Origin of the sequence: Azospirillum lipoferum (assembly GCF_024170005.1) — a bacterium.
Lineage (GTDB): Bacteria > Pseudomonadota > Alphaproteobacteria > Azospirillales > Azospirillaceae > Azospirillum > Azospirillum lipoferum.
Genome location: NZ_JALJXJ010000002.1, coordinates 55214 through 79925 on the forward strand (window position 1 = coordinate 55214; position 24712 = coordinate 79925).

28 protein-coding genes are annotated in these 24712 nt (G+C 67.0%); 12 read left to right on the plus strand and 16 right to left on the minus strand.

Annotated features, from left to right (window positions below; genetic code table 11):
* Positions 1 to 91 precede the first annotated feature (91 nt).
* Positions 92 to 349, plus strand: a complete 258-nt coding sequence (locus J2848_RS04090; RefSeq protein ID WP_109085491.1) for a GlsB/YeaQ/YmgE family stress response membrane protein — start codon at positions 92 to 94, stop codon at positions 347 to 349.
* Positions 350 to 446: 97 nt separating this feature from the next.
* On the opposite strand, the gene J2848_RS04095 is transcribed toward J2848_RS04090, so the two are convergent.
* The 3 genes from J2848_RS04095 to J2848_RS04105 all read right to left on the minus strand — a co-directional run bounded on the left by J2848_RS04095 (position 447) and on the right by J2848_RS04105 (position 2775).
* Complete coding sequence (locus tag J2848_RS04095) at positions 447 to 1247, minus strand: PhyR family response regulator anti-anti-sigma factor (RefSeq protein ID WP_149230338.1); 801 nt, start codon at positions 1245 to 1247, stop codon at positions 447 to 449.
* A gap of 252 nt (positions 1248 to 1499) precedes the next feature.
* Positions 1500 to 2012: a thermonuclease family protein gene (locus J2848_RS04100; RefSeq protein WP_246193721.1), complete on the minus strand. Its 513-nt coding sequence runs from the start codon at positions 2010 to 2012 to the stop codon at positions 1500 to 1502.
* A 28-nt stretch (positions 2013 to 2040) separates the two neighbouring features.
* Positions 2041 to 2775 (minus strand): SOS response-associated peptidase, encoded by a 735-nt coding sequence (locus J2848_RS04105; RefSeq protein ID WP_211103062.1) that lies wholly within the window; start codon positions 2773 to 2775, stop codon positions 2041 to 2043.
* A 200-nt stretch (positions 2776 to 2975) separates the two neighbouring features.
* On the opposite strand from J2848_RS04105, the gene J2848_RS04110 reads away from it, so the two are divergent.
* Together J2848_RS04110 and J2848_RS04115 are read left to right on the plus strand one after the other, a co-directional pair.
* Positions 2976 to 5312: a xanthine dehydrogenase family protein molybdopterin-binding subunit gene (locus tag J2848_RS04110; protein ID WP_149230335.1), complete on the plus strand. Its 2337-nt coding sequence runs from the start codon at positions 2976 to 2978 to the stop codon at positions 5310 to 5312.
* A 203-nt stretch (positions 5313 to 5515) separates the two neighbouring features.
* Positions 5516 to 6214, plus strand: coding sequence for an EAL domain-containing protein (locus J2848_RS04115; RefSeq protein ID WP_246193720.1), 699 nt, complete (start codon positions 5516 to 5518; stop codon positions 6212 to 6214).
* A gap of 2 nt (positions 6215 to 6216) precedes the next feature.
* Here J2848_RS04115 and J2848_RS04120 read toward each other — a convergent pair whose 3' ends face one another.
* Complete coding sequence (locus J2848_RS04120; RefSeq protein WP_149230333.1) at positions 6217 to 6780, minus strand: GNAT family N-acetyltransferase; 564 nt, start codon at positions 6778 to 6780, stop codon at positions 6217 to 6219.
* 90 nt (positions 6781 to 6870) lie between these two features.
* Here J2848_RS04120 and cysQ point away from each other — a divergent pair, with 90 nt between their 5' ends.
* The 4 genes from cysQ to rnhA are packed head-to-tail and all read left to right on the plus strand — an operon-like array spanning position 6871 to position 9962.
* The gene (gene cysQ / locus J2848_RS04125; RefSeq protein ID WP_149230332.1) at positions 6871 to 7647 is read left to right on the plus strand and encodes a 3'(2'),5'-bisphosphate nucleotidase CysQ; all 777 of its coding nucleotides are present in this window, start codon (positions 6871 to 6873) and stop codon (positions 7645 to 7647) included.
* Positions 7644 to 8477 (plus strand): ferritin-like domain-containing protein, encoded by an 834-nt coding sequence (locus tag J2848_RS04130; protein WP_149230331.1) that lies wholly within the window; start codon positions 7644 to 7646, stop codon positions 8475 to 8477. The genes cysQ and J2848_RS04130 overlap by 4 nt, the downstream gene beginning before the upstream one ends.
* Positions 8478 to 8490: 13 nt before the next feature.
* The gene (locus tag J2848_RS04135) at positions 8491 to 9489 is read left to right on the plus strand and encodes a homoserine kinase (protein ID WP_149230330.1); all 999 of its coding nucleotides are present in this window, start codon (positions 8491 to 8493) and stop codon (positions 9487 to 9489) included.
* A complete protein-coding gene (rnhA, locus tag J2848_RS04140; RefSeq protein ID WP_149230329.1) occupies positions 9486 to 9962 on the plus strand; it encodes a ribonuclease HI in 477 nt (158 codons plus the stop codon). Before J2848_RS04135 ends, rnhA begins: the two co-directional genes overlap by 4 nt.
* Before the next feature lie 43 nt (positions 9963 to 10005).
* Here rnhA and J2848_RS04145 read toward each other — a convergent pair whose 3' ends face one another.
* The 3 genes from J2848_RS04145 to J2848_RS04155 all read right to left on the minus strand — a co-directional run bounded on the left by J2848_RS04145 (position 10006) and on the right by J2848_RS04155 (position 13162).
* Positions 10006 to 10488 carry a peroxiredoxin gene (locus J2848_RS04145; protein WP_149230328.1) on the minus strand — a complete coding sequence of 161 codons (483 nt, stop codon included), beginning with the start codon at positions 10486 to 10488 and terminating at the stop codon, positions 10006 to 10008.
* Between the two features lie 141 nt (positions 10489 to 10629).
* The gene (locus tag J2848_RS04150; protein WP_149230467.1) at positions 10630 to 10983 is read right to left on the minus strand and encodes a zinc ribbon domain-containing protein YjdM; all 354 of its coding nucleotides are present in this window, start codon (positions 10981 to 10983) and stop codon (positions 10630 to 10632) included.
* A 103-nt stretch (positions 10984 to 11086) separates the two neighbouring features.
* The gene (locus J2848_RS04155; RefSeq protein ID WP_149230327.1) at positions 11087 to 13162 is read right to left on the minus strand and encodes a protein-disulfide reductase DsbD family protein; all 2076 of its coding nucleotides are present in this window, start codon (positions 13160 to 13162) and stop codon (positions 11087 to 11089) included.
* Between the two features lie 194 nt (positions 13163 to 13356).
* Here J2848_RS04155 and J2848_RS04160 point away from each other — a divergent pair, with 194 nt between their 5' ends.
* Positions 13357 to 13947: a YqgE/AlgH family protein gene (locus J2848_RS04160; RefSeq protein WP_149230326.1), complete on the plus strand. Its 591-nt coding sequence runs from the start codon at positions 13357 to 13359 to the stop codon at positions 13945 to 13947.
* 39 nt (positions 13948 to 13986) lie between these two features.
* Here the strand turns inward: J2848_RS04160 and moaE are convergent, their stop codons facing one another.
* The 8 genes from moaE to J2848_RS04200 form a co-directional block, all read right to left on the minus strand.
* Positions 13987 to 14439 carry a molybdopterin synthase catalytic subunit MoaE gene (gene moaE, locus J2848_RS04165; RefSeq protein ID WP_149230325.1) on the minus strand — a complete coding sequence of 151 codons (453 nt, stop codon included), beginning with the start codon at positions 14437 to 14439 and terminating at the stop codon, positions 13987 to 13989.
* A gap of 4 nt (positions 14440 to 14443) precedes the next feature.
* A complete protein-coding gene (gene moaD / locus J2848_RS04170) occupies positions 14444 to 14695 on the minus strand; it encodes a molybdopterin converting factor subunit 1 (protein ID WP_149230324.1) in 252 nt (83 codons plus the stop codon).
* A gap of 10 nt (positions 14696 to 14705) precedes the next feature.
* On the minus strand, positions 14706 to 15959 hold the full coding sequence (locus tag J2848_RS04175; protein WP_149230323.1) for a molybdopterin molybdotransferase MoeA: 1254 nt from the start codon (positions 15957 to 15959) through the stop codon (positions 14706 to 14708).
* Between the two features lie 81 nt (positions 15960 to 16040).
* Positions 16041 to 16712 (minus strand): HAD hydrolase-like protein, encoded by a 672-nt coding sequence (locus J2848_RS04180; RefSeq protein ID WP_149230322.1) that lies wholly within the window; start codon positions 16710 to 16712, stop codon positions 16041 to 16043.
* A 38-nt stretch (positions 16713 to 16750) separates the two neighbouring features.
* Positions 16751 to 17251 carry a molybdopterin-guanine dinucleotide biosynthesis protein B gene (gene mobB / locus J2848_RS04185; protein WP_149230321.1) on the minus strand — a complete coding sequence of 167 codons (501 nt, stop codon included), beginning with the start codon at positions 17249 to 17251 and terminating at the stop codon, positions 16751 to 16753.
* 11 nt (positions 17252 to 17262) lie between these two features.
* A complete protein-coding gene (gene pgsA / locus J2848_RS04190; RefSeq protein WP_149230320.1) occupies positions 17263 to 17865 on the minus strand; it encodes a CDP-diacylglycerol--glycerol-3-phosphate 3-phosphatidyltransferase in 603 nt (200 codons plus the stop codon).
* Positions 17866 to 17943: 78 nt separating this feature from the next.
* Positions 17944 to 19923 carry an excinuclease ABC subunit UvrC gene (uvrC, locus tag J2848_RS04195; protein ID WP_149230319.1) on the minus strand — a complete coding sequence of 660 codons (1980 nt, stop codon included), beginning with the start codon at positions 19921 to 19923 and terminating at the stop codon, positions 17944 to 17946.
* Between the two features lie 405 nt (positions 19924 to 20328).
* Positions 20329 to 21099: an SDR family oxidoreductase gene (locus J2848_RS04200; RefSeq protein ID WP_149230318.1), complete on the minus strand. Its 771-nt coding sequence runs from the start codon at positions 21097 to 21099 to the stop codon at positions 20329 to 20331.
* A 93-nt stretch (positions 21100 to 21192) separates the two neighbouring features.
* Between J2848_RS04200 and J2848_RS04205 the strand changes: the two genes are divergently transcribed.
* The 3 genes from J2848_RS04205 to J2848_RS04215 all read left to right on the plus strand — a co-directional run bounded on the left by J2848_RS04205 (position 21193) and on the right by J2848_RS04215 (position 22848).
* A complete protein-coding gene (locus J2848_RS04205) occupies positions 21193 to 22008 on the plus strand; it encodes a hypothetical protein (protein WP_149230317.1) in 816 nt (271 codons plus the stop codon).
* 40 nt (positions 22009 to 22048) lie between these two features.
* Entirely contained in the window at positions 22049 to 22456 is a 408-nt protein-coding gene (locus J2848_RS04210) for a hypothetical protein (protein WP_149230316.1), read from the plus strand.
* Positions 22457 to 22686: 230 nt separating this feature from the next.
* On the plus strand, positions 22687 to 22848 hold the full coding sequence (locus J2848_RS04215) for an RSP_7527 family protein (RefSeq protein WP_170306959.1): 162 nt from the start codon (positions 22687 to 22689) through the stop codon (positions 22846 to 22848).
* 103 nt (positions 22849 to 22951) lie between these two features.
* Here the strand turns inward: J2848_RS04215 and J2848_RS04220 are convergent, their stop codons facing one another.
* The gene (locus J2848_RS04220; RefSeq protein WP_149230315.1) at positions 22952 to 23332 is read right to left on the minus strand and encodes a DUF983 domain-containing protein; all 381 of its coding nucleotides are present in this window, start codon (positions 23330 to 23332) and stop codon (positions 22952 to 22954) included.
* Between the two features lie 356 nt (positions 23333 to 23688).
* On the opposite strand from J2848_RS04220, the gene J2848_RS04225 reads away from it, so the two are divergent.
* Positions 23689 to 24669, plus strand: coding sequence for an ABC transporter substrate-binding protein (locus J2848_RS04225; protein WP_149230314.1), 981 nt, complete (start codon positions 23689 to 23691; stop codon positions 24667 to 24669).
* Positions 24670 to 24712: the final 43 nt, after the last annotated feature.

Below are 24712 nucleotides of genomic sequence, written 5' to 3' on the forward strand. Positions count from 1 at the left end.
CCCAAAAGATCCACCTGCGCCGAGAACCAAATCCCTCTTTGCCCGTTATTGGGCATGGGAAGACGGTCCCGCAACGGAAGGGAAATCAACCATGGGCATTCTCTGGACGATCATCATCGGCTTTCTCGCCGGCATCGTCGCCAAGTTCCTGATGCCGGGTCGTGATCCGGGTGGCTTCATCATCACCACCCTGCTGGGCATTGCCGGCGCCTTCGTCGCCACTTATCTGGGTGCCGCCGTCGGCTGGTATCGGCCGGGCGAGGGAGCGGGCTTCATCGGCGCCATCGTCGGCGCGATCATCATCCTGGCCATCTACCGCATGATCGTCGGCCGCCGCACGACGGTCTGACAAGACCGGACCAAGAGTCGCGGACTTGCCTGAAAGCCGCGCCACGAAGGGACCTCCGGATTGCCGGCGGTCCCTTTCTCATTTCGACTGAGAAGCATCAGGCCAGCGCTACCGGTTGTGGCATGAAGATAGCGCGGGAAATGGCCGCCTGGATGCCGGCATTGGTGAAGGGCTTGCGCACGATCTGCCCCAGATGGCGGGCGTCGCGGGCCAGAATGTCGTCATCGAAGGCGGTGACGAAGATGGTGCGCAGGTCACGGACGCGTTTCAGTCGCCGTGCGATCTCGATCCCGCTGCCGCCGTCGGCCAGCCGGACATCCAGCAGGGCCAGCGTCGGCTTCTCGGCCTTCAGCAGGGCCAGCGCCTCCGGCTCGTTGCCGGCGGTGCCGCAGACGATGTGCCCCATCTCGGCAACCAGCGCCCCCAACTCCATCGCCAGCAGGGCGTTATCCTCCACCACCATCACCCGCTGGACCATGGCGTCGCGCACGCGGGTCCGGGCGGTCTTCAGCCGTTCTATCGCCTCACCCGTCCGCAATTGCAGCACCTTCGCCGCCTGCGGCAGCGTCAGTCCCTCCAGCGCGGTCAGCAGATACAAGCGGCGGTCGGCTTCCGGCAGTTCGGCAAGGGCGCGTTCGATGGGATGGGGCGAGGGCAGCGGACGGCCGGGCGTACCGAACTCCTCCGAACGGTCGAACAGCAGATTCAGCAGCGCATAGAGCGACAGCCGCGCCCCATCGCCATCACGGTCCAAACCGAATCGTGAAGGCGCCATTGCCGCCGCCTCGACACAGCGGGTCACCAGGGCGTCGCCACGGTCGGTGGTCCCGGTCAGCGCGCGCGCGTAGCGGCGCAGCACCGGAACCACTTCGAACAACTCACATTCGTAAACGAGCATACCCGTGACTCCGCTCCCCGTCGGGAGTTGCCGCTCTGGTACCGCGCCTCTCGAACCATGTGCCGGTGAAACGCGCCGGCCCCACCGAATCGGGCCGCAAACCCTGCTTGATGATCGCCGACCGTCGTGCTCGAATCCTACCACGCTCGCCGAAGCGATCGAATGGGAAATGGGGGTGCGGGCGATCAACGCCCGGCCAGTCACCGATGATCAGGACCGAGTGACCGAAAGGTCCCTTACTTTGCAGGCCCTTTATTTTGCGGTCTGGCGAATCTGCCGGCTGCGCCATTGCCAGGGCTTCTCCACCTGCCCGGCCCACAGCCCCAGCCGCTTGCTCTGCGCATAGGATTCGCCCTTCTGGTAGGCTGGCGACAGGCTGGCATATTGAAAGGCCCAGCCACGCGCTACCATCGCCGCCCCCAGATCGACCCCGTGGACACGGCATTCGCCCTTCTTCTCACCGGTACGGTCCTGTTCGGTAATGGTGCAGGTCACTTCTTCGCCCTTCACCATGTTTGCCAGCACCGCGGTGGCGACCTTGAAGCAGTCAAGCTCGTGCCCATAGCGGTTCTTGCACTTCTGCCCCGGATCCGGCGCGTCGATGCCCATCAGCCGCACCGCCATACCGTTGATGGTCAGCAGATCGCCCTCCACCGCCATGGCGGAGCCCTTGATGGTCTGATCCGGCGTGTTGGCGACCGGGCCGCGGCTCTTGGCCGACTGATTGGTCTGCGCTACGGCGGGAGCAGCGAGGGTAAGCACCACAAGGACCGGAACGACTCTTAGCATCGTTTCAGAACAGGCTCGGCTGGTCATCGCTCCGCCTGTCCTTCGCTTTGGCTGGCACGATTTCCTGCGGCGGATCGAGGCAGGAGCAGTCGTCGTTGCGCACGCTGTTCACCTTCGGCCCCACCGGCAGCACGTCCAGCCACTCCTCCGGCGCGGAGCGGATCAGTCCCTCCACCACCGGCAGCGGCGTCGCCGGATCCAGCCACGCGTCCCAATCGGCGGGGTCGAGCACCACCGGCATGCGGTCGTGCAGGAAGGACAGCGTGGCGTTGGTCGCCGTCGTCACCACCGTCGCCGTCTCCAGCGGCGGGTCGAGCGGCGGTGCCCCCTTCGGCCCACGCCAACGCTCCCACAAGCCCGCCAGCGCGAACAGCCCGCGGTTGCGGCGGCGGATGACGTGACCCTGCTTGCGTGCCTTCGCCCCCTCCCCCATGCTGGTCCATTCATAGAACCCGTCGAGCGGGATCAGGCAGCGACGCTTGCGGAAGGCGTCGCGGAAGGCCGGCTTGTCGGCCACCGATTCACCGCGCGCGTTGATCATCCGCCCGCCGATGGCGGAATCGTCGGCCCAGGGCGGCACCAGCCCCCAGCGCACCATGGCCAGATGACGGCCGTCTTCCTCGCGCCGGATGACGGGGATCTCCTGCGTCGGGGCGATATTCCACCGCGGCATCAGGTTCCACCGTTCGGGCACGCCGAATACGCGCTCGATCTCATTGATCGGGGTGGTGAGAAGCATGCGTCCACACATGTCCTGGAATATGGTCCTTGCCGGCCCCATGCGCCAGCCGCATTCCCCGATTTTGGTAAGTTCCACCGACAATCCCTGCAACGGATAACCGTCACCCATGCCGCCCGTCGGGGTTTCCCTGACGCTTAAGCCGGCCTATCTTCGCGGGGCACAACAATCGCATCGAACCGGAAGGCGGGAGTTCACCCATGAAGTTCGGCATCGGACAGGCGGTTCCGCGCACCGAAGACGCACGGTTGCTGACCGGCGGCGGCCGCTACACCGACGACGTGTCTCTTCCCGGACAGGCCTATGCGGCCTTCGTCCGCTCGCCTCACGCCTTCGCCGCCATCGGCACGATCGATGCGTCGGACGCGCTGGCCCAGCCCGGGGTACTGGCGGTCTACACCGTCGCCGACCTCGACGCCGAAAAGATCGGCATGATTCCCTGTCAGGCGGCGCTGAAGCAGCGCGACGGCTCCAACTATGTCCAGACACCACGCCCGGCGCTGGCCCGCGGCTTCGCCCGCCATGTCGGCGACCCCGTCGCCATGGTGGTGGCCGAAACGCTGGAGGCCGCGCGCGAAGCGGCCGAGCTGGTGATGGTCGATTACGAGGATCGCCAGCCCGTCACCGGCACGCTGGAGGCGCTGGAGCCCGGCCGCCCGCTGGTTTGGGACGAGGCGCCGAACAACCTCTGCTTCGACTGGGACACAGGCGACGAGGTGGCGGTGGAGGCGGCCCTGGCCGGCGCCCACCGCATTGTGGAGCTGGAACTGGTCAACAACCGCGTCGTCGCCAACCCGATGGAGGGCCGTGCCTGCGTAGCCGGTGTCGAATCGGGGGCCGATGGCGCCCCCGGCCGGCTGCTGATCTACGTCACCAGCCAGGGCGTGCACGGCCTGCAAAAGCAATTCGCCAAGATCCTGAACGAGCCGGACTCGCGCATCCGCGTGCTGACCACCGACGTCGGTGGCGGATTCGGGATGAAGCTGTTCAACTACCCGGAATATGTCGCCTGCCTGTTCGCCGCCCGCCGGCTGAACCGCGCGGTGAAGTGGGCTGCCGACCGCATCGAGGGCTTCATCAGCGACGACCATGGCCGCGACCATGTCAGCAAGGCGCGTTTGGCGCTGGATGCCGACGGCCATTTCCTGGGGCTACGGGTCGACACCGTCGCCAATCTCGGCGCCTATTTGTCCAACTACGGCCCCTTCATCCCGACCGATGCCGGATCGGCGATGCTGGTCGGCTCCTACAAGACACCGGCCGTCTATGTCCGGGTGAAGGGCGTCTTCACCAACACCCAGCCGGTGGACGCCTATCGCGGCGCCGGCCGGCCGGAAGCGGCCTATCTGCTGGAACGGCTGATCGACCATGCCGGCCGTGTCACCGGCCTCGGCCCGGCGGAGATCCGCCGGCGCAACTTCATCCCGGCCAGCGCCATGCCCTACGCCACGCCGATGGGGCAGATCTATGACACCGGCGAGTTCGTCCAGAATCTGGAGGACGGCCTGATCCTCGCCGATATGGCCGGCCTGCCCACCCGCAAGGCGGAGGCGAAGGCCCGCGGCAAGCTGCGCGGCGCGGGCTTGGCCACCTATATCGAGGCCTGTTCGGGTGGCGGACCGGAGCAGGCGACCGTCCAGGTCAACGGCGACGGCAAGGTCGTTCTGATGATCGGCACCCAGACCAACGGTCAGGGCCACGAGACCGCCTACAAGCAGATCCTCGCCGACCGGCTGGGCGTCCCGCCGGAGGATGTCGAGGTGGTGCAGGGCGATACCGACCGCGTCAGCTGGGGCTCCGGTACCGGCGGCTCCCGTTCCGTCCCGGTCGGCGGCTCGGCGCTGGCGGAGGGGGCTGCCAAGGTGGTGAAGGCCGCGACCGCCGTCGCCGCCGACCTGCTGGAAACCGCCGAGGTTGACGTGGAGTTCGCCGAGGGTCGCTTCACCATCGTCGGCACCGACCGGTCGGTGTCGCTGAAGGAGGTGGCGGCCAAGGCGGCGACGGGTGGCACCGGCGGCATCGCCTTCTCCGAGATGGCGCGCTGGACCCCGCCGGCCAGCACCTTCCCCAACGGCTGCCACATCGCGGAGGTGGAGATCGATCCCGCCACCGGCATCGTCGAGGTGCTGCGCTACAGCGTGGTCGACGATTTCGGCACCGTCATCAACCCGATGCTGGTGATCGGCCAGATCCATGGTGGCGTCGCCCAGGGGCTGGGACAGGCCTTGCAGGAGCGGGTGGTGTTCGATCCCGACAGCGGCCAGCTTCTGTCCGGCTCCTTCATGGACTACCAGATGCCGCGCGCGGTCGACATGCCGCCGATCGAGGTGAAGCTGAACAGCGTGCCCAGCACCACGAACATGCTGGGCATGAAGGGTGCCGGCGAAGCCGGGGCCATCGGCGCGCCGCCGGCCATCATCAACGCGGTGGTCGATGCGCTGTCCGACCTCGGCATCGCCCACATCGACATGCCGGCGACGCCGCAATCGGTGTGGGAGGCGATCCGCCAAGCCGAAACCCAAATGGCTGCGGAGTAGGCTGCTGAAAGAGCCCTACAGGAGGCGTAAGGGAAAGTCCTAGTCGGAAGGTGTGGCACTTGCCACACCTCCGTCGGATGAAATCCATGGCATCGTCTCTTACCTAAAGGTGGCAATCTTGAGCTGACAGGGGTAAGGCGATGGCGTTTGGCGACGGCGGGTGCGGCGGTCAATGTGCGGACCGTCTCGATCTGGACTTCACGATGGCGTTCCAGCCCATCGTCGATGTCGCCAACCGCGCCGTCTGGGCTCATGAGGCGCTGGTGCGTGGCGCGCAAGGCCAGGGCGCCGGCTGGGTTCTGGGCCAGGTGACCGACGCCACCCGCTATGCCTTCGACCAGTCCTGCCGCATCAAGGCCATAGAACTCGCCTCTTCCCTGCCGATGAACGGCGCCCGCCTTTCCATCAACTTCCTGCCCAACGCCGTCTACAAGGCGGAGGCCTGCATCCGGGCTACGCTGGCCGCCGCCCAGCGCACCGGCTTCCCCACCGACCGCATCATCTTCGAGGTGACGGAGAACGAGCGGGTGGTGGACCACGACCACCTGAAGAGCATCTTCAACGAATACAAGCGCCAGGGCTTCCTGACCGCCATCGATGATTTCGGCTCCGGCTATTCCGGGCTGAACCTGCTGGCCGAATTCCAGCCCGACATCATCAAGCTGGATATGGAGCTGACCCGCAACATCGACACCGAGCGGGCCCGGCGCAGCATCGTCAAGGCCATCCTGTCGGTGTGCGAGGATCTCGCCATCACCCCCGTTGCCGAGGGCATCGAGACGGCGGACGAGGCCAAGACCCTGCGCGACCTGGGCGTCACCCTGATGCAAGGCTACCTGTTCGCCAAGCCGGCCTTCGAAGCGGTGGTGACCGATCCGAAACTGGAGATACTGACGGCTTGATCTTAAATTTCAGGGAGCCGCACCAGTGCCGTCATGTAGCTCATCCCCCCGCCATAGCTCGCCAGCTTGGCCTCCAGCGCCGGTCCACCCTCCCGGTAGGGCGTGAAACCGACCCGGTCCCAGTAGCTCCGCGCCCCCGGCGTCGAGGTCAAGGCCAGCCACTTCCACCCCTCCCGCGCCGCCAGCCCATGCGCATAGCTGAGCACCGCCGCCCCAAGCCCGGTGCCGCGGGACTCCGGCAGCAGGGCTATATCGTGCAGATACAGGCAATCCGCGTCCGCCGGCAGGCTGCCCAGCGGCGTGTCGAGCGGCGGCGGGACGCCCAGCCTGCCCGGATGCATGACGCCGTAGCCGATGACCTCGCCGTGGCATTCCGCCACACGGCAGCCGGCTGGATAGAGCACCAACCGCTCCTCGAACACGCTGCGCTCCTCCGGATAGGCCGGATGCACGATGTCCGCGATGGCAAGGATCCGATCGAGATCGACCGCGGTCATAGCACGCCATAGGGCCGATGCGCCGCCGCGTTCCACCCGCTCTCCCTCCGACTGTAACCCGGCCGTCATCCGCCTTCTCCGTTCCGCACCCGTTCAAGAGCTTCCGGGCCGCCATCGGGCACGGTATGCTGACTCCTCATACCATAGGGAGATTACCCCATGCCCGATGCCGCTGTGGCGAGCCTGCTGCCGACGGTCCGCACGATCGCCCACGAAGCCGGTCAGGTCATCCTGCGCTTCTACAACGACGGCATCGACGTCGCCACCAAGGTCGACGGCAGCCCGGTGACGCAGGCCGATCATGCGGCGGAGGCGGTGATCGTCCCGGCGCTGCACCATCTGCTGCCCGGCGTGCCGGTGGTCGCGGAAGAGGCGATGGCCGCCGGCCACAAGCCGGACATCTCCGGCGGGCGCTTCTGGCTGGTTGACCCGCTCGACGGCACCAAGGAATTCATCTCCCGCAACGGCGAGTTCACGGTGAACATCGCGCTCATCGAGAATGGCGCGCCGGTGCTGGGCGTCGTCTATGCTCCCGCCACCGGCGACCTCTATGCCGCGGCTGGTCCCGGCACCGCCATTCATTGCGCCGAGGGCCGGCACGACCATGCCATCTCCGTCCGCAACCCGCCGTCCGACGGGCTGACCGTCGTGGCCAGCCGGTCGCACGGCAGCGGGTCGGTGCTGGAGGATTTCCTCGGCAACTATGCGGTCAAGGACCGGGTATCCTGCGGCAGCTCGCTGAAATTCTGCACGGTGGCGAGCGGCAAGGCCGACCTCTACCCCCGCTTCGGACCGACCAGCGAGTGGGACACCGCCGCCGGGCATGCCGTGCTGATCGGCGCCGGCGGCCGGGTGGAGCAGCCCGACGGTTCGCCGCTCGTTTACGGCAAGGACGACATCCTGAACCCGCACTTCGTCGCCTACGGCTGGAAATGACCTCTACCATTTCGTGCCTGGGTGAGGCGGCGACCGCGGTGCTGACCACCGCGCCGCCGCAGGAGAAAGTGCGCCTGACCCGCCTGCATGCCGCCGCATGGCGCGACGGCCTGTTGTCGCCCGACGTGCCGGCCCCGCCGCCCGACCGCCCTGCCCGGCCCGATCGGCCGGAACTGAAGCTGCCGCGCGACATGCCCAAGCGCGGGCGCGGCGGCAGCGCGCAGAACCGCATCGCCCTGCTGCATGCGCTGGCGCACATCGAACTGAACGCCATCGACCTCGCCTGGGATATCGTCGCCCGATTCGCGCCTGTCGGTCTGCCGAAGGGCTTCACCGACGACTGGATTCAGGTCGCCGACGACGAAGCCCGGCATTTCCAGATGCTGGAAACCCGGCTGAACGCGCTGGGTTCCTCCTACGGCGACCTGCCGGCGCATGACGGTCTGTGGCAGGCGGCGACGGAGACGGCCCACGACCTCGCCGCCCGGCTGGCGGTGGTGCCGATGGTGATGGAGGCGCGTGGCCTGGACGTAACGCCCGAGACCGTGCGACGCCTGCGCGATTTCGGTGACGGCGAGAGCGCCGACCTGCTCCAGACCATCCATGACGAGGAGATCAGCCACGTCGCCGCCGGTCGGCGATGGTTCGTCCATCTCTGCGCCGAGCGCGGGGCCGAGCCCGTTGCCCTGTGGCAGGAATTGGTCGGGCGTCATTTCCGCGGTGGGTTGAAGCGCCCCTTCAACACCGCCAGCCGCCAGCTGGCCGGCTTCGGCCCGGAATATTACGAGCCGATCACGCCAGAAATTGACCGCAGGCCGGAAACCCGGTAAGGCGCTCCATACCATGGCCGTATACACCGAAGTCACCGACGAGGATCTCAGCACCTTCGCCGCCCAGTACGATCTGGGCGCGGTGCTGTCGTGCAAGGGCATCGCGGAGGGGGTGGAGAATTCCAACTTCCTGCTGGTGACCGAACGCGGACCCTACATCCTGACCCTCTATGAAAAGCGCACGCGGAAGGAGGATCTGCCCTTCTTCCTCGGCCTGATGGAGCATCTGGCGGACAAAGGCATCGCCTGTCCGCTGCCGGTGCCGGGGCGTGACGGCGTGGCGCTGCGCGAGCTGTGCGGCCGTCCGGCAGTGATCGTCACCTTCCTGGCCGGCATGTGGCCGCGCCGGATCATGCCGCAGCATTGCGCCCGGTTGGGCGAAGCGCTGGCGCGCCTGCATCTGGCGGTCGGCGACTTCCGCATGGAGCGCCCGAACGCCCTGGCCCTGCCCGGCTGGAAGGAGTTGTTCGCCAAGTCGGCGGACCGCGCCGACGAGGTCGCCCCCGGCCTGCGCGCGACCCTGGAAGCGGAACTAACGGCGCTGGAAGCCAACTGGCCGGTCGGCCTGCCGGCTGGCGTCATCCATGCCGACCTGTTCCCGGACAATGTCTTCTTCCGCGGCGACAGCCTGTCCGGCCTGATCGACTTCTATTTCGCCTGCAACGACTTCTTCGTCTACGACGTGGCGATCTGCATCAACGCCTGGTGCTTCGAGATCGACGGATCCTTCAACGCCACCAAGGCGCGGCTTCTGCTGTCCAACTATCGCAAGGTCCGCCCGTTGTCCCGCGGGGAGCTGGACTCCCTGCCCTGGCTGTGCCGCGGCAGCGCCGTGCGCTTCCTGCTGACCCGACTCTATGACTGGCTGAACCACCCGCCGGGCGCCTTCGTGCGGCCAAAGGATCCGCTGGAATATCTGCGCAAGCTGCGTTTCCACCAGTCGGTCCGCGGGCTGGGCGACTATTTCCTCGACGATTCCGACCTCGCCGAATCCGGGACGGGCGGGCAATGACGGACGACTCCACCCTGACCGAAGCTGGACGCAAGACCGTCGACATCTTCACCGACGGAGCCTGCAGCGGCAATCCCGGCCCCGGCGGCTGGGGCGCCATCCTGCGCTATGGCGAGGTGGAAAAGGAGCTTTACGGCGGCGAACCTGCGACCACCAACAACCGCATGGAGTTGATGGCGGCCATCATGGCGCTGGAGGCCCTGAAAAAACCGGTGACCGTCCGCCTCTTCACCGACAGTGAGTATGTAAAGAACGGCATCACCAAGTGGATCCATGGCTGGAAAGCCAAGGGCTGGATGACCGCCGACAGGAAGCCGGTAAAGAACGTCGACCTGTGGCAGCGCCTGGAAGAGGCCAAGCGCCAGCACCAGATCGAATTCCACTGGGTGCGCGGCCACGCCGGCCACCCCGAGAACGAACGTGCCGACGAACTGGCACGGCGTGGTGTGGCCGACGTGCGGGCGCGGGACTGAGCAAAACCCTCTCCCGGGACGGGAGAGGGTTTTGCCTCCTACCTCAAAGCTTCTCCAGCACCGCTTCCGCCGACGACACCTCGAACTTGCCGGGGGCCTCGACAGCGACGTGCGTGACCTTCCCGTCCTCCGCCACCAGGGCGAAGCGCTGGCCGCGGGTGCCCAGCCCATAGCCGGAACCGTCCATGGTCAGGCCGAGAGCCGTGGTGAAGGTAGCGTTGCCATCCGGCAGCATCGCAACCTTGTCGCCGACACCGCCCTTGTCACCCCAGGCGCGCATCACGAACGGATCGTTGACCGCCAGGCAGATGATGCTGTCGACGCCTTTGGCCTTCAGCGCGTCGGCCTGCTGGACGAAGCCCGGCAGGTGCTTGGCCGAGCAGGTCGGGGTGAAGGCGCCGGGGACCGAGAACAGGACGACCTTCTTGCCCTTGAACAGCTCGTCCGTCGTGACTTCCTGCATGCCGTTGTCGGTCAGCCACTTCAGCGTGACGGACGGAATGGTGTCGCCAACCTGGATGCTCATCGTCTCTAACCCTTCCGGTTTTTGGGTTTGGCCCGTGTTCGGGTCCGGCCGGGCCCTCGTTGCGGAGCCCGGCCCTGCATCCCTTCTATCCCTCGCGGCGAGGAGCCGCAAGGCGCGGTTGACCGGACAACACAACCGGGATCAAGCCTTCTTCACGAACTCCGATTTCAGATTCATGGCGCCGATGCCGTCGATCTTGCAGGCGATGTTGTGCCCATCGGCCCCGTCCACCAGACGGATGTTCTTCACCTTGGTCCCGCCCTTGACCACCAGCGACGATCCCTTGACCTTCAGGTCCTTGATGACGGTGACGCTGTCGCCGTCGGCAAGCGGGTTGCCGTTGGCATCGCGCACGCCCTGCCCGGCTTCGACATCCGTAGCGGCCGCGGGCGTGTCGGGGTTCCATTCATGACCGCAGTCTGGGCAGTTCCACAGGCTGCCGTCATTATAGGCGTTTTCGGAGTTGCACTGCGGGCAGTTGATCTGATCGTCCATCATCGTCCTCATGGCGCGGGAGAAGCTCCCGGAAGCGCCCTGTTACCGCAGAATAGCCGCAACAGCCATAGGCCTTTTCCAGAAACCCAATCAGGCCCCCGAGTCAGGACGCCTTGCCTGCCGCCTTGCTCAGCGCTTCCAGTACAGCGCCTTCGCTCAGCAGTTCCGGCAGGGTGATGCCGTCCGGCGCGCCGGGGCCGTAGACGATGTTGAAGGGAATGCCGTAACGGCCGTGGTCGGACAGGAACTTGGCGATCGTGGCATCCGGACGGGTCCAGTCGGCCCGCATCGCCACCACAGTCGCATCGTCCATCCGCTGGGCGACCTCGCCACGGTTCAGCACCAGCTTCTTGTTGGCCTGACAGGTGATGCACCAGTCGGCGGTGACGTCGACGAAGACGGTCCTGCCGGCGGCGACATGCTCGCGGATCGTCGCTTCGGCGAAAGGCACCCAGCGCGCCTTGCTGTCGCTGACTACCGGTGCCGCACCGGCCGACGGACCGACCGCCGCCGGCATGGCGAAGGCGGCGACCGCCAGCACGCCCGCCAGCGCAGGCCCGGCAATCCGCGCTGCCCCCCGCGCACTGCGCCCAACCCACAGTGCCAGCACCAGCGCCGCCATCAGCAGCCCGACGGTGGCCGCGGCCACTTCGCCGATCTGCGCGGTCAGCACCGACAACAGCCAGACCGCCGTCAGCATCAATGCGAAGCCCAGCACCGTCTTCAGCGTCGCCATCCAGCGCCCAGGCCGCGGCAGCCATCCCGCCACCCGCGGCCACGCCGCCACCGCCAGATAGGGCAGAGCCAGCCCGACGCCCAGGGTCGCGAAAATCGCGTAGATCTCCACCGGTCCCTCGGACAGCGCGAATCCAACCGCCGTGCCCAGGAACGGCGCGGAACAGGGGGTCGCCAGCAGGGTGGCGAACATGCCGGTGGCGAACGGCCCGGCCAACCCGTCGCCGCCCAGCCGGTCGGCCAGGACGCGCGGCAGCGGCACCTCGAACAGCCCCCACAGATTGGCGGAGAACAGCGTCACCAGCACGACCATGAAGACCAGGAACAGCGGTTGCTGGAACTGGATACCCCAGCCCACGGCTCCGCCCGCCGCCTTGATGCCGACCAGCACCGACGCCATCAGCAGGAAGGAGGTCAGGATGCCGGCCGCGCTCGCCAGGAATCCGGCGCGCACCGCCGCCGGCGCCCGCCCGCCATGCTTGACCACGGACATCAGTTTCAGCGACAGCACCGGCAGCACGCAGGGCATCAGGTTCAGGATCAACCCACCCAGCAGGGCCACCCCCAGCATCGCCACCAGTCCGGCGCCACCGGGCACCGACGCCGCACCGCCGGCCACCGCCATGGCAGGTGCCTCCACCGCCTTGTCGCCGTCGACCAGCGTCAGCGTCAGCGCCCGCCCGGTCAGGTCCAGGCCCGGCTGCGGATCGGTCACCGTCAGGGTCAGGCGGACATGACGGTCATTGTCGGAAAAGACAGTCTTGGGGGCGGAGAAGGTCAGCGGCGGATCGGTTTCCACGAACAGGTCGGGCGAGACGAAGCCGTCGGCAGCGGTCGCCTCGACCTCCAGCGCCGTCCCGTTGCCCTGAACGGAGTCGATGCGCAGCAGACCGTTCGGCCCCTTCGGCACCAACGCCTGCGCGCGCGCCACGTCGTTGGCGACCTCGCTGGGTTCGGCCGGCCCTGCCGGAAGAGCCAGCGCAAGCTCCAGCGTCTGCGGCACGCAGATCTCCGAACAGACCAGCAGTTCGGCGGTCAGCGCCAGATCGACCGGCTTGCCGGGCGTTGCCGGCATACCCTGGATCGGGAACAGGACCGCCGTGTCGTATCCCGCCGTCTCGAACCCCAGCACGGAGAAGCGGTGCGGCGCCGGATAGAACAGTTTCGCCTCGCCCAGATTGACCGAGCGGCTCCAGTCCAGCCGCGGTGCGAATCCGGCATCGCCGGGGGAGCGCCAGTAGGTCTTCCACCCCGGCTCCAGCCGCAGTTCCAGCCCCAGCGGCAGCGCGGTCAGATCACCGGTACCCCGCACGGCGGACACCAGCCGTGCCTCCACCGGTCCGGCCTTCGACCAGGACCCGACCGCATCCTGCGCAAAAGCGGGGGCAGTGCCGCTGGCCAGCACAGCCAGAAGCAGCAGGAGGGTGACGGCATGTCTTTTCATCGCGCGCACTGTTCTCTTCCCGGGAAGGGGCGCATCCGCGTCCCCGACACCCTATATGATAGCCCATATAATGGTGACAAAGCTCGGCCGGTGCTGTCACACTCCGGTGAAAGCGTCGCCAGAGCGCCAACCACAACCGACCGTACGGACGGGGGCGGTCTTCCGCACCGGACCGACGACAAGGATAATCGCCCATGCCGCGCCTGACCAAGTCTCCGGACTCCAAGACCACGGAATCGCTGACCGGCCAGTTGCTGATCGCCATGCCCGGAATGGAAGACCCGCGTTTCCAGCGTACGGTCATCTATGTCTGCGCCCACAATGAAGACGGCGCAATGGGTCTGGTGGTGAACCGGCTGTTCGGGTCGATCACGTTCGAGGATCTGCTGGAACAGCTCGACATGGACATCGCCCAGCCGGTTCACAATCTGCCGGTGCATTACGGCGGCCCGGTCGAGTCGGGCCGCGGTTTCGTCCTGCATTCGACCGACTACGTCCGTGACGGCACGCTGGTGGTGAATGACGACGTGGCGCTGACCGCCACCATCGACATCCTGCGCGCCATCTCCGAAGACCGCGGCCCGCGCCGCAACCTGCTGCTGCTGGGCTATGCCGGCTGGGGTCCGGGCCAGCTCGATGCCGAATTCCAGGCCAACGGCTGGCTGAACGTGCCCTGCGACGAAAAGCTGCTGTTCGACACCGACCTGGACGCCAAATGGGAACGCGCCATCGGCAAGCTTGGCGTCAGCGTCTCCATGCTGTCGGGCGAAGCCGGGCACGCGTGAGCGCGCCCGAGATCGCCTGAAGCTTGTTCGCCTGAAGCTTCACTCCGCCCAGCGCGCCGCCGCCGCGTCGTCGCTTTCCTTTGCCTCGACCCAACGTTCGCCTTCGGAAGTCGCTTCCAGCTTCCAGAAGGGCGCCTTGGTCTTCAGCCAGTCCATCAGGAAACGGCAGGACTCGAAGGCCGCGTCGCGGTGGGCCGAGGCGGTGGCGACCATCACGATGCGGTCACCCGGCTCCAGCCGGCCATGGCGGTGGATCACCAGAACGTCGTCCAGCGGCCAGCGGCGGCGCGCCTCCTCCGCGATGGTTTCCAGCTGCTTCTCGGTCATGCCGGGGTAATGTTCCAGCGTCATGGCGCTGACCGACGCACCGCCGGCGATGTCACGCACCAGCCCGACGAACATCGCCACCCCGCCGACGCTGGTCCGGCCGGCGGTGAAGGCGGCATATTCGGCGCCGACGTCGAAATCCCCGGCCTGGACGCGGATCGCCATGCCGTCAGCCCCCCGTCACCGGCGGGAACAGCGCCACCTCGTCGGTCGATGAGATCGGGTGGTCGTAGGGCACATGCTCCTGGTTCACCGCCACCTTGACCACCTTGCTGTTGGCCAGCGCCTCGGCATGGCGGGGACTGCGGGTCTTCAGCCATTCGACCAGCGCACCGGCCGTGGCGACCTCTGCCGGCAGTTCCACGGTCTCGGTCGGTACGCCGATCTTGCTGCGCAGCCAGGCGAAATAGAGAATCTTCATCACACGCCCTCTACAGGAATTCTTTGAAAGGCAGGAAATCGACGGTCATGCCCGGCTCGACCCGCGCCAGTTCCTCCGGCAACTCGATCAACCCTTCGGACTCGACCAGCGACGACAGCACGCCGGCCCCATCGCGCGGGTACTTGGTCGCCTCCAGCGCACCATCCGTACCGCGCGTCAGCGACCCGCGCAGGAACTCGCGCCGGCCGGGCTTCTTCTTATGGGCGAAGACCGCGCGCACCGGAATCGGTCGTGGTGTCTCGCCCGCTGCTCCCATCAGTCGCAGCAGGATCGGTCGGGCGATGCGCAGGAAGGTCACCACCACCGCCACCGGATTGCCCGGCAGTCCGATGAACACGGCATCCCGCACGCGACCCAGCGCCACCGGCCGCCCCGGCTTGATCGCCAGCCGCCAGAAATCCAGCCGCCCGTTGGCCTCCACTGCCGGCTTGACGTGATCCTCCTCCCCCGTCGACATGCCGCCGGAGGTGATCAGCGCGTCATGGCTCCCTGCCGCCTCCGCCAGCGCATCGCGGATGGTCTCGAACCGGTCGGGCAAAATGCCGAGGTCGGTCACGGCGCAGCCCAACCGGGTCAGCAGCGCGATCAGGGCAAAGCGGTTGGCGTCATAAACGGCGCCGGGCTCCAGCGCCTGCCCCGGCTGCCGCAACTCGTCGCCGGTGGAAAACACCGCGACCCGCAGGCGGCAGCGCACCTCAAGCACCGCATGGCCGAGCGAGGCGGCAAGCGCGATGTCCTCCGGCCGCAGCCGGCGCCCGGCGGCCAGCACCACCGAGCCTTCGCGCACATCCTCGCCCGCCAGCCGTCGGTTCACACCGCGGCGGATGCCCGCCGGCAGGGTAACGGTGGCGCCGTCGCTGCGGCAATCCTCCTGCATGAAGACGGTGTCCATGCCCGTGGGCATCGGCGCGCCGGTGAAGATGCGCACCACCTCTCCCCGCACCGCCGGCCGGCCGAGCCATTGCCCGGCGGCGACCCGCGCCGTCACCGGCAGCAGGGTCGGGGTGTCAGCGGCCAAGTCGTCGAAGAATACGGCATAACCGTCCACCGCGGCATTGTCATGCGGCGGCACGTTGAAGGGCGCCACCAGATCAGCAGCGAGCACCCGGCCGAGCGCGGCCGTCAGCGGTACGGTCTCGGTGGCCGTGACCGGCCCCACCCGTCCGGCCAGCAACGCCAGCGCCGGCTCCACCGCCATCATCGGCCCGCCGAAAGCGAAGCAGTCATTGTCGAGTTGCACCATGGCCGCCACTCTAGTCCGTCGCAGCGTCGGGTGCGAAGAGGGAAAAGGCGCCAATTCCGGGCCAATTCCGGGATGTGGCATTCAGCCGCCGAACAGGCCGGGAATCTCCTCCACCCGCGTCAGCAGCCGGTCCGGCTTGCGCGCCGCCAGCGCATCGCCGCGCGCATAGCCCCAGGCGACCGCGGCACAGCCCATGCCCACCTTGCGTGCCGCGTCGATGTCGCGCACCTCGTCACCAATACCGATGGCAAGATCGGCCGGAACGCCTGTCTTGCCCAGCATCTTGCGGAACTTCACCGCCTTGCCGAACAGCGATGCTCCGCAGCCGTAATGGGCCACCAGCCCGGCGACCTCCGCCCCCAGAATGCGGCGGATGTTCTCGACCGAATTGGAACTGACGATGGCGACGGTCACCCCCCGGTCGTTCAACGATCGCAGCATGTCCGGCACACCGTCGAACAGCCGGATGCCGTCGATATCGCGCGCCATCAACTGGCGCATGTGGTTGGCAATGAAGGGAAGCTTCCAGCTCGGCACGCGCAGGTGCCGCATGATCTGGCGCGCGTCATAGCCGCGCAACCGCTCCACCTCGTCGGCCCGTACGCGGTTGAAGCCATAGCGATCGGCGACGCCATTCAGAACGCCGATGAACCAGGGAAAGGAGTCGGCGAGCGTGCCGTCGAAGTCGAAGACGGCGAGACGGTAACCACGGCGATCGAGCGCCTGCGGCGTGAGGGAAGGTGCGGTGTCCATGTCGTCTCGTGATCTATCGGAAGGATGAAGGCTCCGCCTCACCCCAACCCACAGCGCTCCACCACGAAGGCCGCAACCGCCTCCGCGTCGTTCAGATCCAGCACCGGAACCGGGCATCCGGGCACCGAACCGTCGCTGGCGACCGCGACGATGGTCGGATCCTCCGGTGCGATCAGCGGCTTGTCGACGTCGGCGCGCCAGACCTCGATCTTCTCGTGCCGGTCGCGCTTGAAGCCCTCGATCAGCAGCAGGTCGACCGGAGACACCTTGCCGATCAGCTGGTCCAGCGTCAGCTCCGGCTCTCCGTCGCGCAGCTCGTGCATCAGGGCCCAGCGGCGGGGGGAGCTGACAAGAACCTCGGTGGCGCCGGCCATGCGGTGGTTGTGGCTGTCCTTGCCGGGATGGTCGATGTCGAAGCCCTTGTGGGCATGCTTGACCGTCGAAACCCGCAAGCCACGCACGGTCAGTGCCGGAATCAGGCGCACCATCAGCGAGGTCTTGCCGCTGCCGCTCCAGCCGGTCAGCCCGAAGATTTTCATGTCGGAAACTCTCAACCGGCGCTGCGGGCGGAACGGGCGGCGGCGGACTTTGCCGGCTGCTCGGCCATCATATGGGTCAGTCCGGCACGCATGTAATCCCAGCCGGTGTAGAAGGTCAGCGCCGCGGCGATCCACAGCCCGACCGTCCCGATGAAGGTCACCGGCAGCTCCGCCGGACCATAGTCGCCGACGATCAGGAAACCCAGCGCGATCATCTGGATCGTCGTCTTCCATTTCGCCAGCCAGGTCACCGGCACGCCGACATGCAGGCCGGCCAGATACTCGCGCAGACCCGACACCAACACCTCGCGCAGCAGGATCACCACCGCCGGCAGGATCGACAGGCCGGTCAGCCGGTGGAATCCGGCCAGCATGATCAGCGTCGCCGCGACCAGCAGCTTGTCGGCGATGGGGTCGAGGAACTTGCCGATCACGCTTTCCTGAGCCCAGGCCCGCGCCAGATACCCATCGAACCAGTCGGTGATGCAGGCGGCGGCATAGAGCGAGCAGGCGGTATAGGCGGCCCACGCCTCCGGCACATAGAACAGCCCGACCACCACCGGGATCACCGCGATGCGCGACAGGGTCAGCAGGTTGGGCAGGCTGGTCAGCATGACGGAAAACTCGAACCGCTGGAGGATGTCGCCGCACGGCACCCGTGGGAGGGCCGGCTGTTTGCAGATGCCCGCATTCTAACCATCGGGATGGAAGTGATCGTATATCTTTTTCGCAACGGTCCGATTGATCCCTTCCACCGCCTCCAGATCGGCAAGCCCGGCGCGCGCCACCGCCGCTCCGCTGCCGAAATGATGCAGCAAAGCCTTCTTGCGGGCGGGTCCGATGCCGGCGATCTCGTCGATGGGCGACTTGCCGATGGCCTTGGTCCGCTTTGCCCGATGGGTGCCGATGGCGAAACGGTGGGCCTCGTCGCGCAGTCGTTGCAGGAAATACAGCACCGGGTCGCGCGGCTCCATCTGGAAGGGTGGGCGGTTCTCCATGAAGAAATGCTCCCGCCCGGCGTCGCGGTCCGGCCCCTTGGCGATGCCGACCAGCGTCACGTCGTCGATGCCCAGTTCCGCGAACACCTCCAGCGCGACGTTCAACTGCCCCAGGCCGCCGTCGATCAGCACCAGATCGGGCCAGCTTCCCAGGCTGCGTTCCGGATCCTCCTTCACCGCCCGGCCGAATCGGCGGGTCAGCACCTCGCGCATCATGGCGAAGTCGTCGCCTGCCGCCCCCGGCTCCCGGATGTTGAACTTGCGGTAGGCGTTCTTGATGAAGCCCTCCGGCCCGGCGACGATCATGCCACCGATGGCATGCGTCCCCTGGATGTGGGAGTTGTCGTAGACCTCCACCCGCTCCGGCGCGGAATCCATGCCGAAGGCGGCGGCCACGCCCTCCAGCAGCCGCGCCTGGCTGGAGCTTTCGGCGAGCCGGCGCCCATGCGCCTCGCGCGCGTTGGTCAGCGCATGCTCGACGATCCGGCGCTTCTCGCCGCGCTTGGGCTCCGCCAGTTCCACCTTGTGGCCGGCGCGCACGGCCAGCGCCTCGCTCAGCAGATCCAGTTCCGGCAGGGCGTGGCTGACCAGCACCAGCGGTGGCGCCGCCTTGTTCTCATAGAACTGGGCGATGAAGGCGGCCAGCACCTCCTCGGTCTCCGCCGCCTTGTCATGGCTGGGGAAATAGGCGCGGTTGCCATAATTGCGTCCGCCGCGGAAGAAGAAGACCTGGATGCAGGTCACGCCGCCTTCGGCATAGGCGGCGATGACGTCGGCATCCTCCACCACGCCTTCAACGTTGATGTCCTGATGGGCCTGGATCGCCGTCAGCGCGCGGATACGGTCGCGATAGCGCGCCGCCGTCTCAAAATCCATGGCGTCGGAGGCGGCCATCATCCGGTCCGCGAACTCCGTCTGGATGTCGCGGCTCTTGCCGGACAGGAAGGCGCGCGCCTGGTTGACCTGCGCCTGATACTCCGCCGGGCTGACGCGGCCGACGCAGGGCGCGGTGCAGCGCTTGATCTGGTATTGCAGACAGGGCCGGGTGCGGGCGGCGAACACCGTGTCGGCGCAGTTGCGCAGCAGGAAGGCGCGCTGCAACGCCGTGATGGTACGGTTCACCGCCCCGGCCGAGGCGAAGGGGCCGAAGTAATCGGCATCGCGCCCGCGGGCACCACGGTGCTTGGTCAGCTGCGGATAATCGTGGTCCTTGGTGATCATGATGTGCGGAAACGTCTTGTCATCCCGCAACAGCACGTTGTACCGCGGCATCAGCTTCTTGATCAGGTTCGATTCGAGAAGCAGCGCCTCCACCTCGGTGTGGGTGTTGACGAACTCCATCGTCTCGGTCTCCGCGACCATGCGCTGGAGCCTGACCGGCAGCTTTCCGACCTGGGTGTAGTTGGTGACCCGGCGCTTCAGGTTGCGCGCCTTGCCGACATACAGAACCGCCCCGTCGCCCGCCAGCATGCGGTAGACCCCCGGCGTCTGCGGCAGCGTCTTCAGATGCTCACGAATGATCTCGACGCCCCGGTTGATGTCGGCCGGGCGCCGCTTCGGGCGCACGGCGACGCCTTCGCTGACCGGCGCAGCGGCGGTCGGAACGGTCACATTGTCTTCGGCAGGGTCGGCCGAAGGGGAATCCAGGGAGTCTGAGGAATGCGTTTCGGACATGACCAGAATGTCGTCGAGCGGCCGCCGCGGGTCAACCGTTGGGCACAGGAAGGACGCATGCGGAGCGACTCACCTCTCCGGAAGAATATCCACGAAACCTGTGGATAAGTTTGTCGATAACGGAGGGGGTAGCCCGTCCGGAGCTAGGCGCCGCAAGGGGTCGCATGCTTATGCCTATTTTTTGAGCATTTTTCCTAACTCATTGATTTTGTTAGGTCACGCCCGAGTCAAGGGAGGGAATTGACGCGCTGACACAAAATTGTCGCGGCAGTGCAGGCGCCTCTTGCGCGGGGTGGGGCACCTGTGTAAAACGCGCGGTCATTTTCAGCGCCCCGGCCTGCTTCCCCCCGCCATCCGGTGCCGGCCGGGCGCATCTTTCCTTTGTTCGCGCGCTGTAACCTGCCGTCATTCGGTGGGCACGAAGCCATGCGTCGGCTGCGCCCATCCCAGATGTTCCCCGCCGTCCAGCGCGATCATCTGGCCGGTCATCGCCGGAGCGGCGATCAGAAAGCGGATGGCGGCGCAGATCTCCTCCGGCGTTGTACCGCGGTGCAGCGGGGTCGAGTCCCACTGGTCGGCGAATTCCGCCACCGTCTGGCGGTCGTTGCGCAGAGTGGGGCCGGGACCGATACCGTTGACGCGGATACAGGGGGCCAGCGCCAGCGCCATCGTCCGTGTCAGCGCCCAAAGCCCCATCTTCGACAGGGTATAGGAGACGAAGTGCGGAGTCGGGTTCCAGACCCGCTGGTCGATGATGTTGACGATCAACCCGCTCTCGCCGGTCGGCAACCGAGACGCGAAATCCTGTGACAGCACGAAGGGCGCCCGCAGGTTCGCCTCCATATGCGCATCCCACGATTCGCGGGTCACGTCGGCGACCTCGTCGCGTTCGAAGCGGGAGGCGTTGTTGACCAGCAGGGTCAGCGGACCGAGTTGCTCCGTCACCGCCGGCACCAGAGTCTTCACCTCCGCCTCGCGGTCCAGGTCGGCGGCAAAGGCCATAGCACGGCCGCCCGCCTTCTCGATCTCCGCAACGACGGCATCGGCTTCCGCGCGGGAACTTCGGTAATGGACGGCCACGTCCCACCCCTGCCCCGCCAGATCGAGCGCGATGGCCCGCCCGATGCGCTTGCCGGCCCCGGTGACAAGGGCCGTTTTCCTCTTGATCTCGACCATGGCGCCATAGGTACCTTGCCACCATCGCGGGTCAAGGGCTGAGAAGGCCAAAGGCGAGGCGCCAGGGGAAAACGACAGGGGAATGAGCCGGCGATGTTGCGCGAAGCCTTCGAATATCTGACCACCCCCTGCCCGCCGCTGGCCCGCCGGTTCGGCTACCTGTCGGAAATGGTGGCGCTGGGCGCCCGCCACCGGCGGCAGAGGCGTGCCTGGGCGCCGCATGTCGCCGCATGCCACCGCTTCGTCGATCAGGCGATGGAATGGGCGGCCCCGGGCGGACGGGCCCTGATCGCCGGATCGGGGTTGCTGATCGAAATCCCGCTGCAAAGGCTGGCCACCCGCTTCGACGAGGTGGTTCTGGTCGACATCCTGCACAGCCGCGCCGTCCGCCGCCGGGTGGCGGGCATGGCGAATGTCCGCCTCGTGGAGTTGGACGTCAGCGGCGCGCTGGCCCCGCTTGCCGCGGCACTCGATACCGGCGGTCCGCTCCCCACCGGCTTCAATGCGCCGATCCCGGACGATGGCCCCTTCCGCTTCGCCCTCTCCTGCAACCTGCTGTCCCAACTGCCCCTGCTGCCGCTGGAAGCGGTGGAGCGTCGCGCCCCGGCGACCCCGGCCGCGGATCGGATGGCATTCGCTCTGCGCATGATCCACGGCCATCTGTGCTGGCTGTCCGCCATTGCCGAACATGCGGCCCTGTTCACCGACATCGACGCTTCCTGGATCCACGGCGGCACGGTGACCGAAATAGAGGATTCGACCTGGGGCCTTGCCCTGCCCGCCCCCGACATGTCCTGGCTGTGGGACATCGCCCCGGCGCCGGAGCAGGACCGCCGGCAGGACCTGCGCCACAGCGTCGGCGGCTGGTTCGATGTGCGGTCGGTGACGAGTGCCCTTCCGCCCTGTTGAGGAAGGTTGAAACCTCGACAGGACAGACGGGAGAGCGCCCATGGCCGCCAAGGACCGCAACATCGACAGCCGGACCATTGACAGCCGCAAGGCCGACGACCGGCCGCGGGACGACCGCAATATCGGGAATGCCACCGGCCCCGGCGACAGCGGCGGCATCGACGAGCGCGAAATCCCCCTCGATATCCGCGAGACGCGCGATCACCTGGATGTGGACGAGCAGATCGAGGGCTTCCAACGCGTCATCGGTCCCGGCGCCGGCGGACCGATCGACCAGCCCGACGAGGATTTCGGTATTCCCGGCAGCGAGGAAGCCGGCGGCCTCGGCACAGGCCCGCTGCCGCCGCGTCAGCCCGACCATCCGCAGGGACAGGCCGGAGAGCACGGCAGCGATCGCATCATCTCCGACCGCGACGTCGCGGTGGACGGCGCCCGCGACCGCAAGTGACCGGGCCGACGAACTATTGCCCGGCAAGGCATAAACCGTGTCCTGCGGCAATAGTTCGCACCTCCGTTGATTGACAAAGCTGATACGGAAATCGTCGGGCGGCGTTGCGCGGACTGCGCTTCATGGGACAGTGGCTCTGCCCTATCTTGAGCTTCACAAAGCTGACAAAGCTCAGCGACTGAAATCAAGGGAGTGGACGTCTCTCACCTCACGTGGAGATTCCCAGAGCCATGAACAGCCTTTTCAACGAAGTCCGTGATCCCCGCAGCCACGACGAGATCATGCTGGCCGCCCGCCAGATGCGCGCCGACTACCTGCGCGAGCTGTTCGGCAGGCTGCGCGCCAGCCTGTCCCGCGCCGGGCACGGCAACGCTCTGCCCAGCACCCGCTGACGGCAGTTGGGCTTCCGCTGGACGGCGGAACCGCAGCCACATAAAAAACGGCATCGTGCTCGACGCACGGTGCCGTTTTCGTAATAAGGTACCGCGGACCACCTTACCCGCGTTCCGACCCCGGCGCCCCGGTGCTCCACAGCAGGCCAAGCACCAGCCCTTTGCAGCGCGGCAGCAGAAGCAGCGTCAGCAGCAGGGTCAGCGAGGGCCAGACCGTCAGATGCACCCAGGTCGGCGGCTCATAGGTCTGTTCGACCGCCAGCAGGGCTGGAATGACGATGTGGCCGACGATCAGGATCGTCATCCAGGGCGGCGCGTCGTCGGCACGCAGGTGGCCGTAGGCCTCGCCGCAGGCCGAACAGTGATCGACCGGTTTCAGGAAGTTCCGCAGCAGCCGGCCGCGCCCGCAATTGGGGCAGTTGCCGATCAGGCCGCGGAAGGAGGCGAGAAACTTCGACGGAGCCGCTTCGGTTCCTGCGATCATGGTCGCTCCTTCCGTGTTGCGGACAATATAGCCTCCCACCCGCCAAACCACACCCCCGATTGCGGGCAGGTCGGACATGCGGAGTCGAGATCGCGGCGACCGGCCGGATTTTCGGGCTGTCCTTATCCCGTCTGCCGCCCCGTGCTATGAAGAGGGCGGCCTGTTTGTCGCCGCGGAAGGGACATGGGAGGGGACATGACGGATCGGACGCCCGATGAAACAATGGAACATCTCCCGGAATCTGTTTCATGGCGTTTCAAATGTTCAACTCCAGCCTCCCCGGCCCTGCTGCCGAGTTGACGGCGGCGCCCGCCCGGTCTAGGGGAAGACCTCTGCATTGGGGAGATTCTCAAGCCATGTCCTTCACCCGCCTGTTGTGCGCCGCGGCGGCTCTCGCTGCCTTCGTCGGTCCGATCGCCGCGCCGGTCTCGGCCATGGCGCAGAGCAAGACCGTCGCCATCACCGCCATCGTCCAGCATCCAGCGCTCGACGCCACCCGCGACGGCATCGTGGAGGCACTGAAGGACGCCGGCTTCGTCCAGGGCCAATCCCTGAAGGTCGAGTATCAGAGCGCACAGGGCAATCCGGCCACCGCCGCCCAGATCGCCCGCCAGTTCGTGGGCTCCCGTCCCGACGTGATCGTGCCGATCTCCACCCCCTCGGCCCAGGCGGTGGCGGCGGCGACCCGCGATATCCCGGTGGTCTTCACCGCGGTGACCGATCCGGTTTCGGCCCAGATGGTCAAGTCGATGGAAAAGCCCGGCGCCAACATCACCGGCCTGTCCGACATGGCCCCTGTGGCCGAGCATGTCGCGCTGATCCGCGAGATCCTGCCGCAGGCCAAGCGCATCGGCGTGCTCTACAACCCGGGCGAGCCGAACTCCATCGTGCTGGTCAAGGCGCTGAAGGACGAGGCCGCCAAGGCCGGCCTGAGCGTCGTCGAGGCCTCCGTTCCGAAATCGTCGGACGCCCAGCCGGCGGTGCGCAGCCTGGTCGGCAAGGCCGACGCCGTCTACATCCCGCTCGACAACACCGTCGTCTCGGCGCTGGAAAGCGTGGTCGCCGTCGGCCAGCAGGCCAAGCTGCCGATCTTCTCCGCCGACACCGACAGTGTCGCCCGCGGCACGGTCGCCTCCATCGGCTTCGACTATTTCCAGGTCGGCAAGCAGACCGGCGCCATCGTCGCCCGCGTCCTGAAGGGCGAGAAGCCGGGCGACATCCCGGTGACGCTCGCCAAGGGTACCGACCTGTTCGTCAACCCGAAGTCCGCCGCCGCCATGGGCGTCACCCTGCCCGACGCGGTGGTGAAGCGCGCGACGAAGGTGGTCGGGCAGTAAGTGATCGTTACGGGAGGGGGCAAAGCGTTTCCCCTGCCAAGCC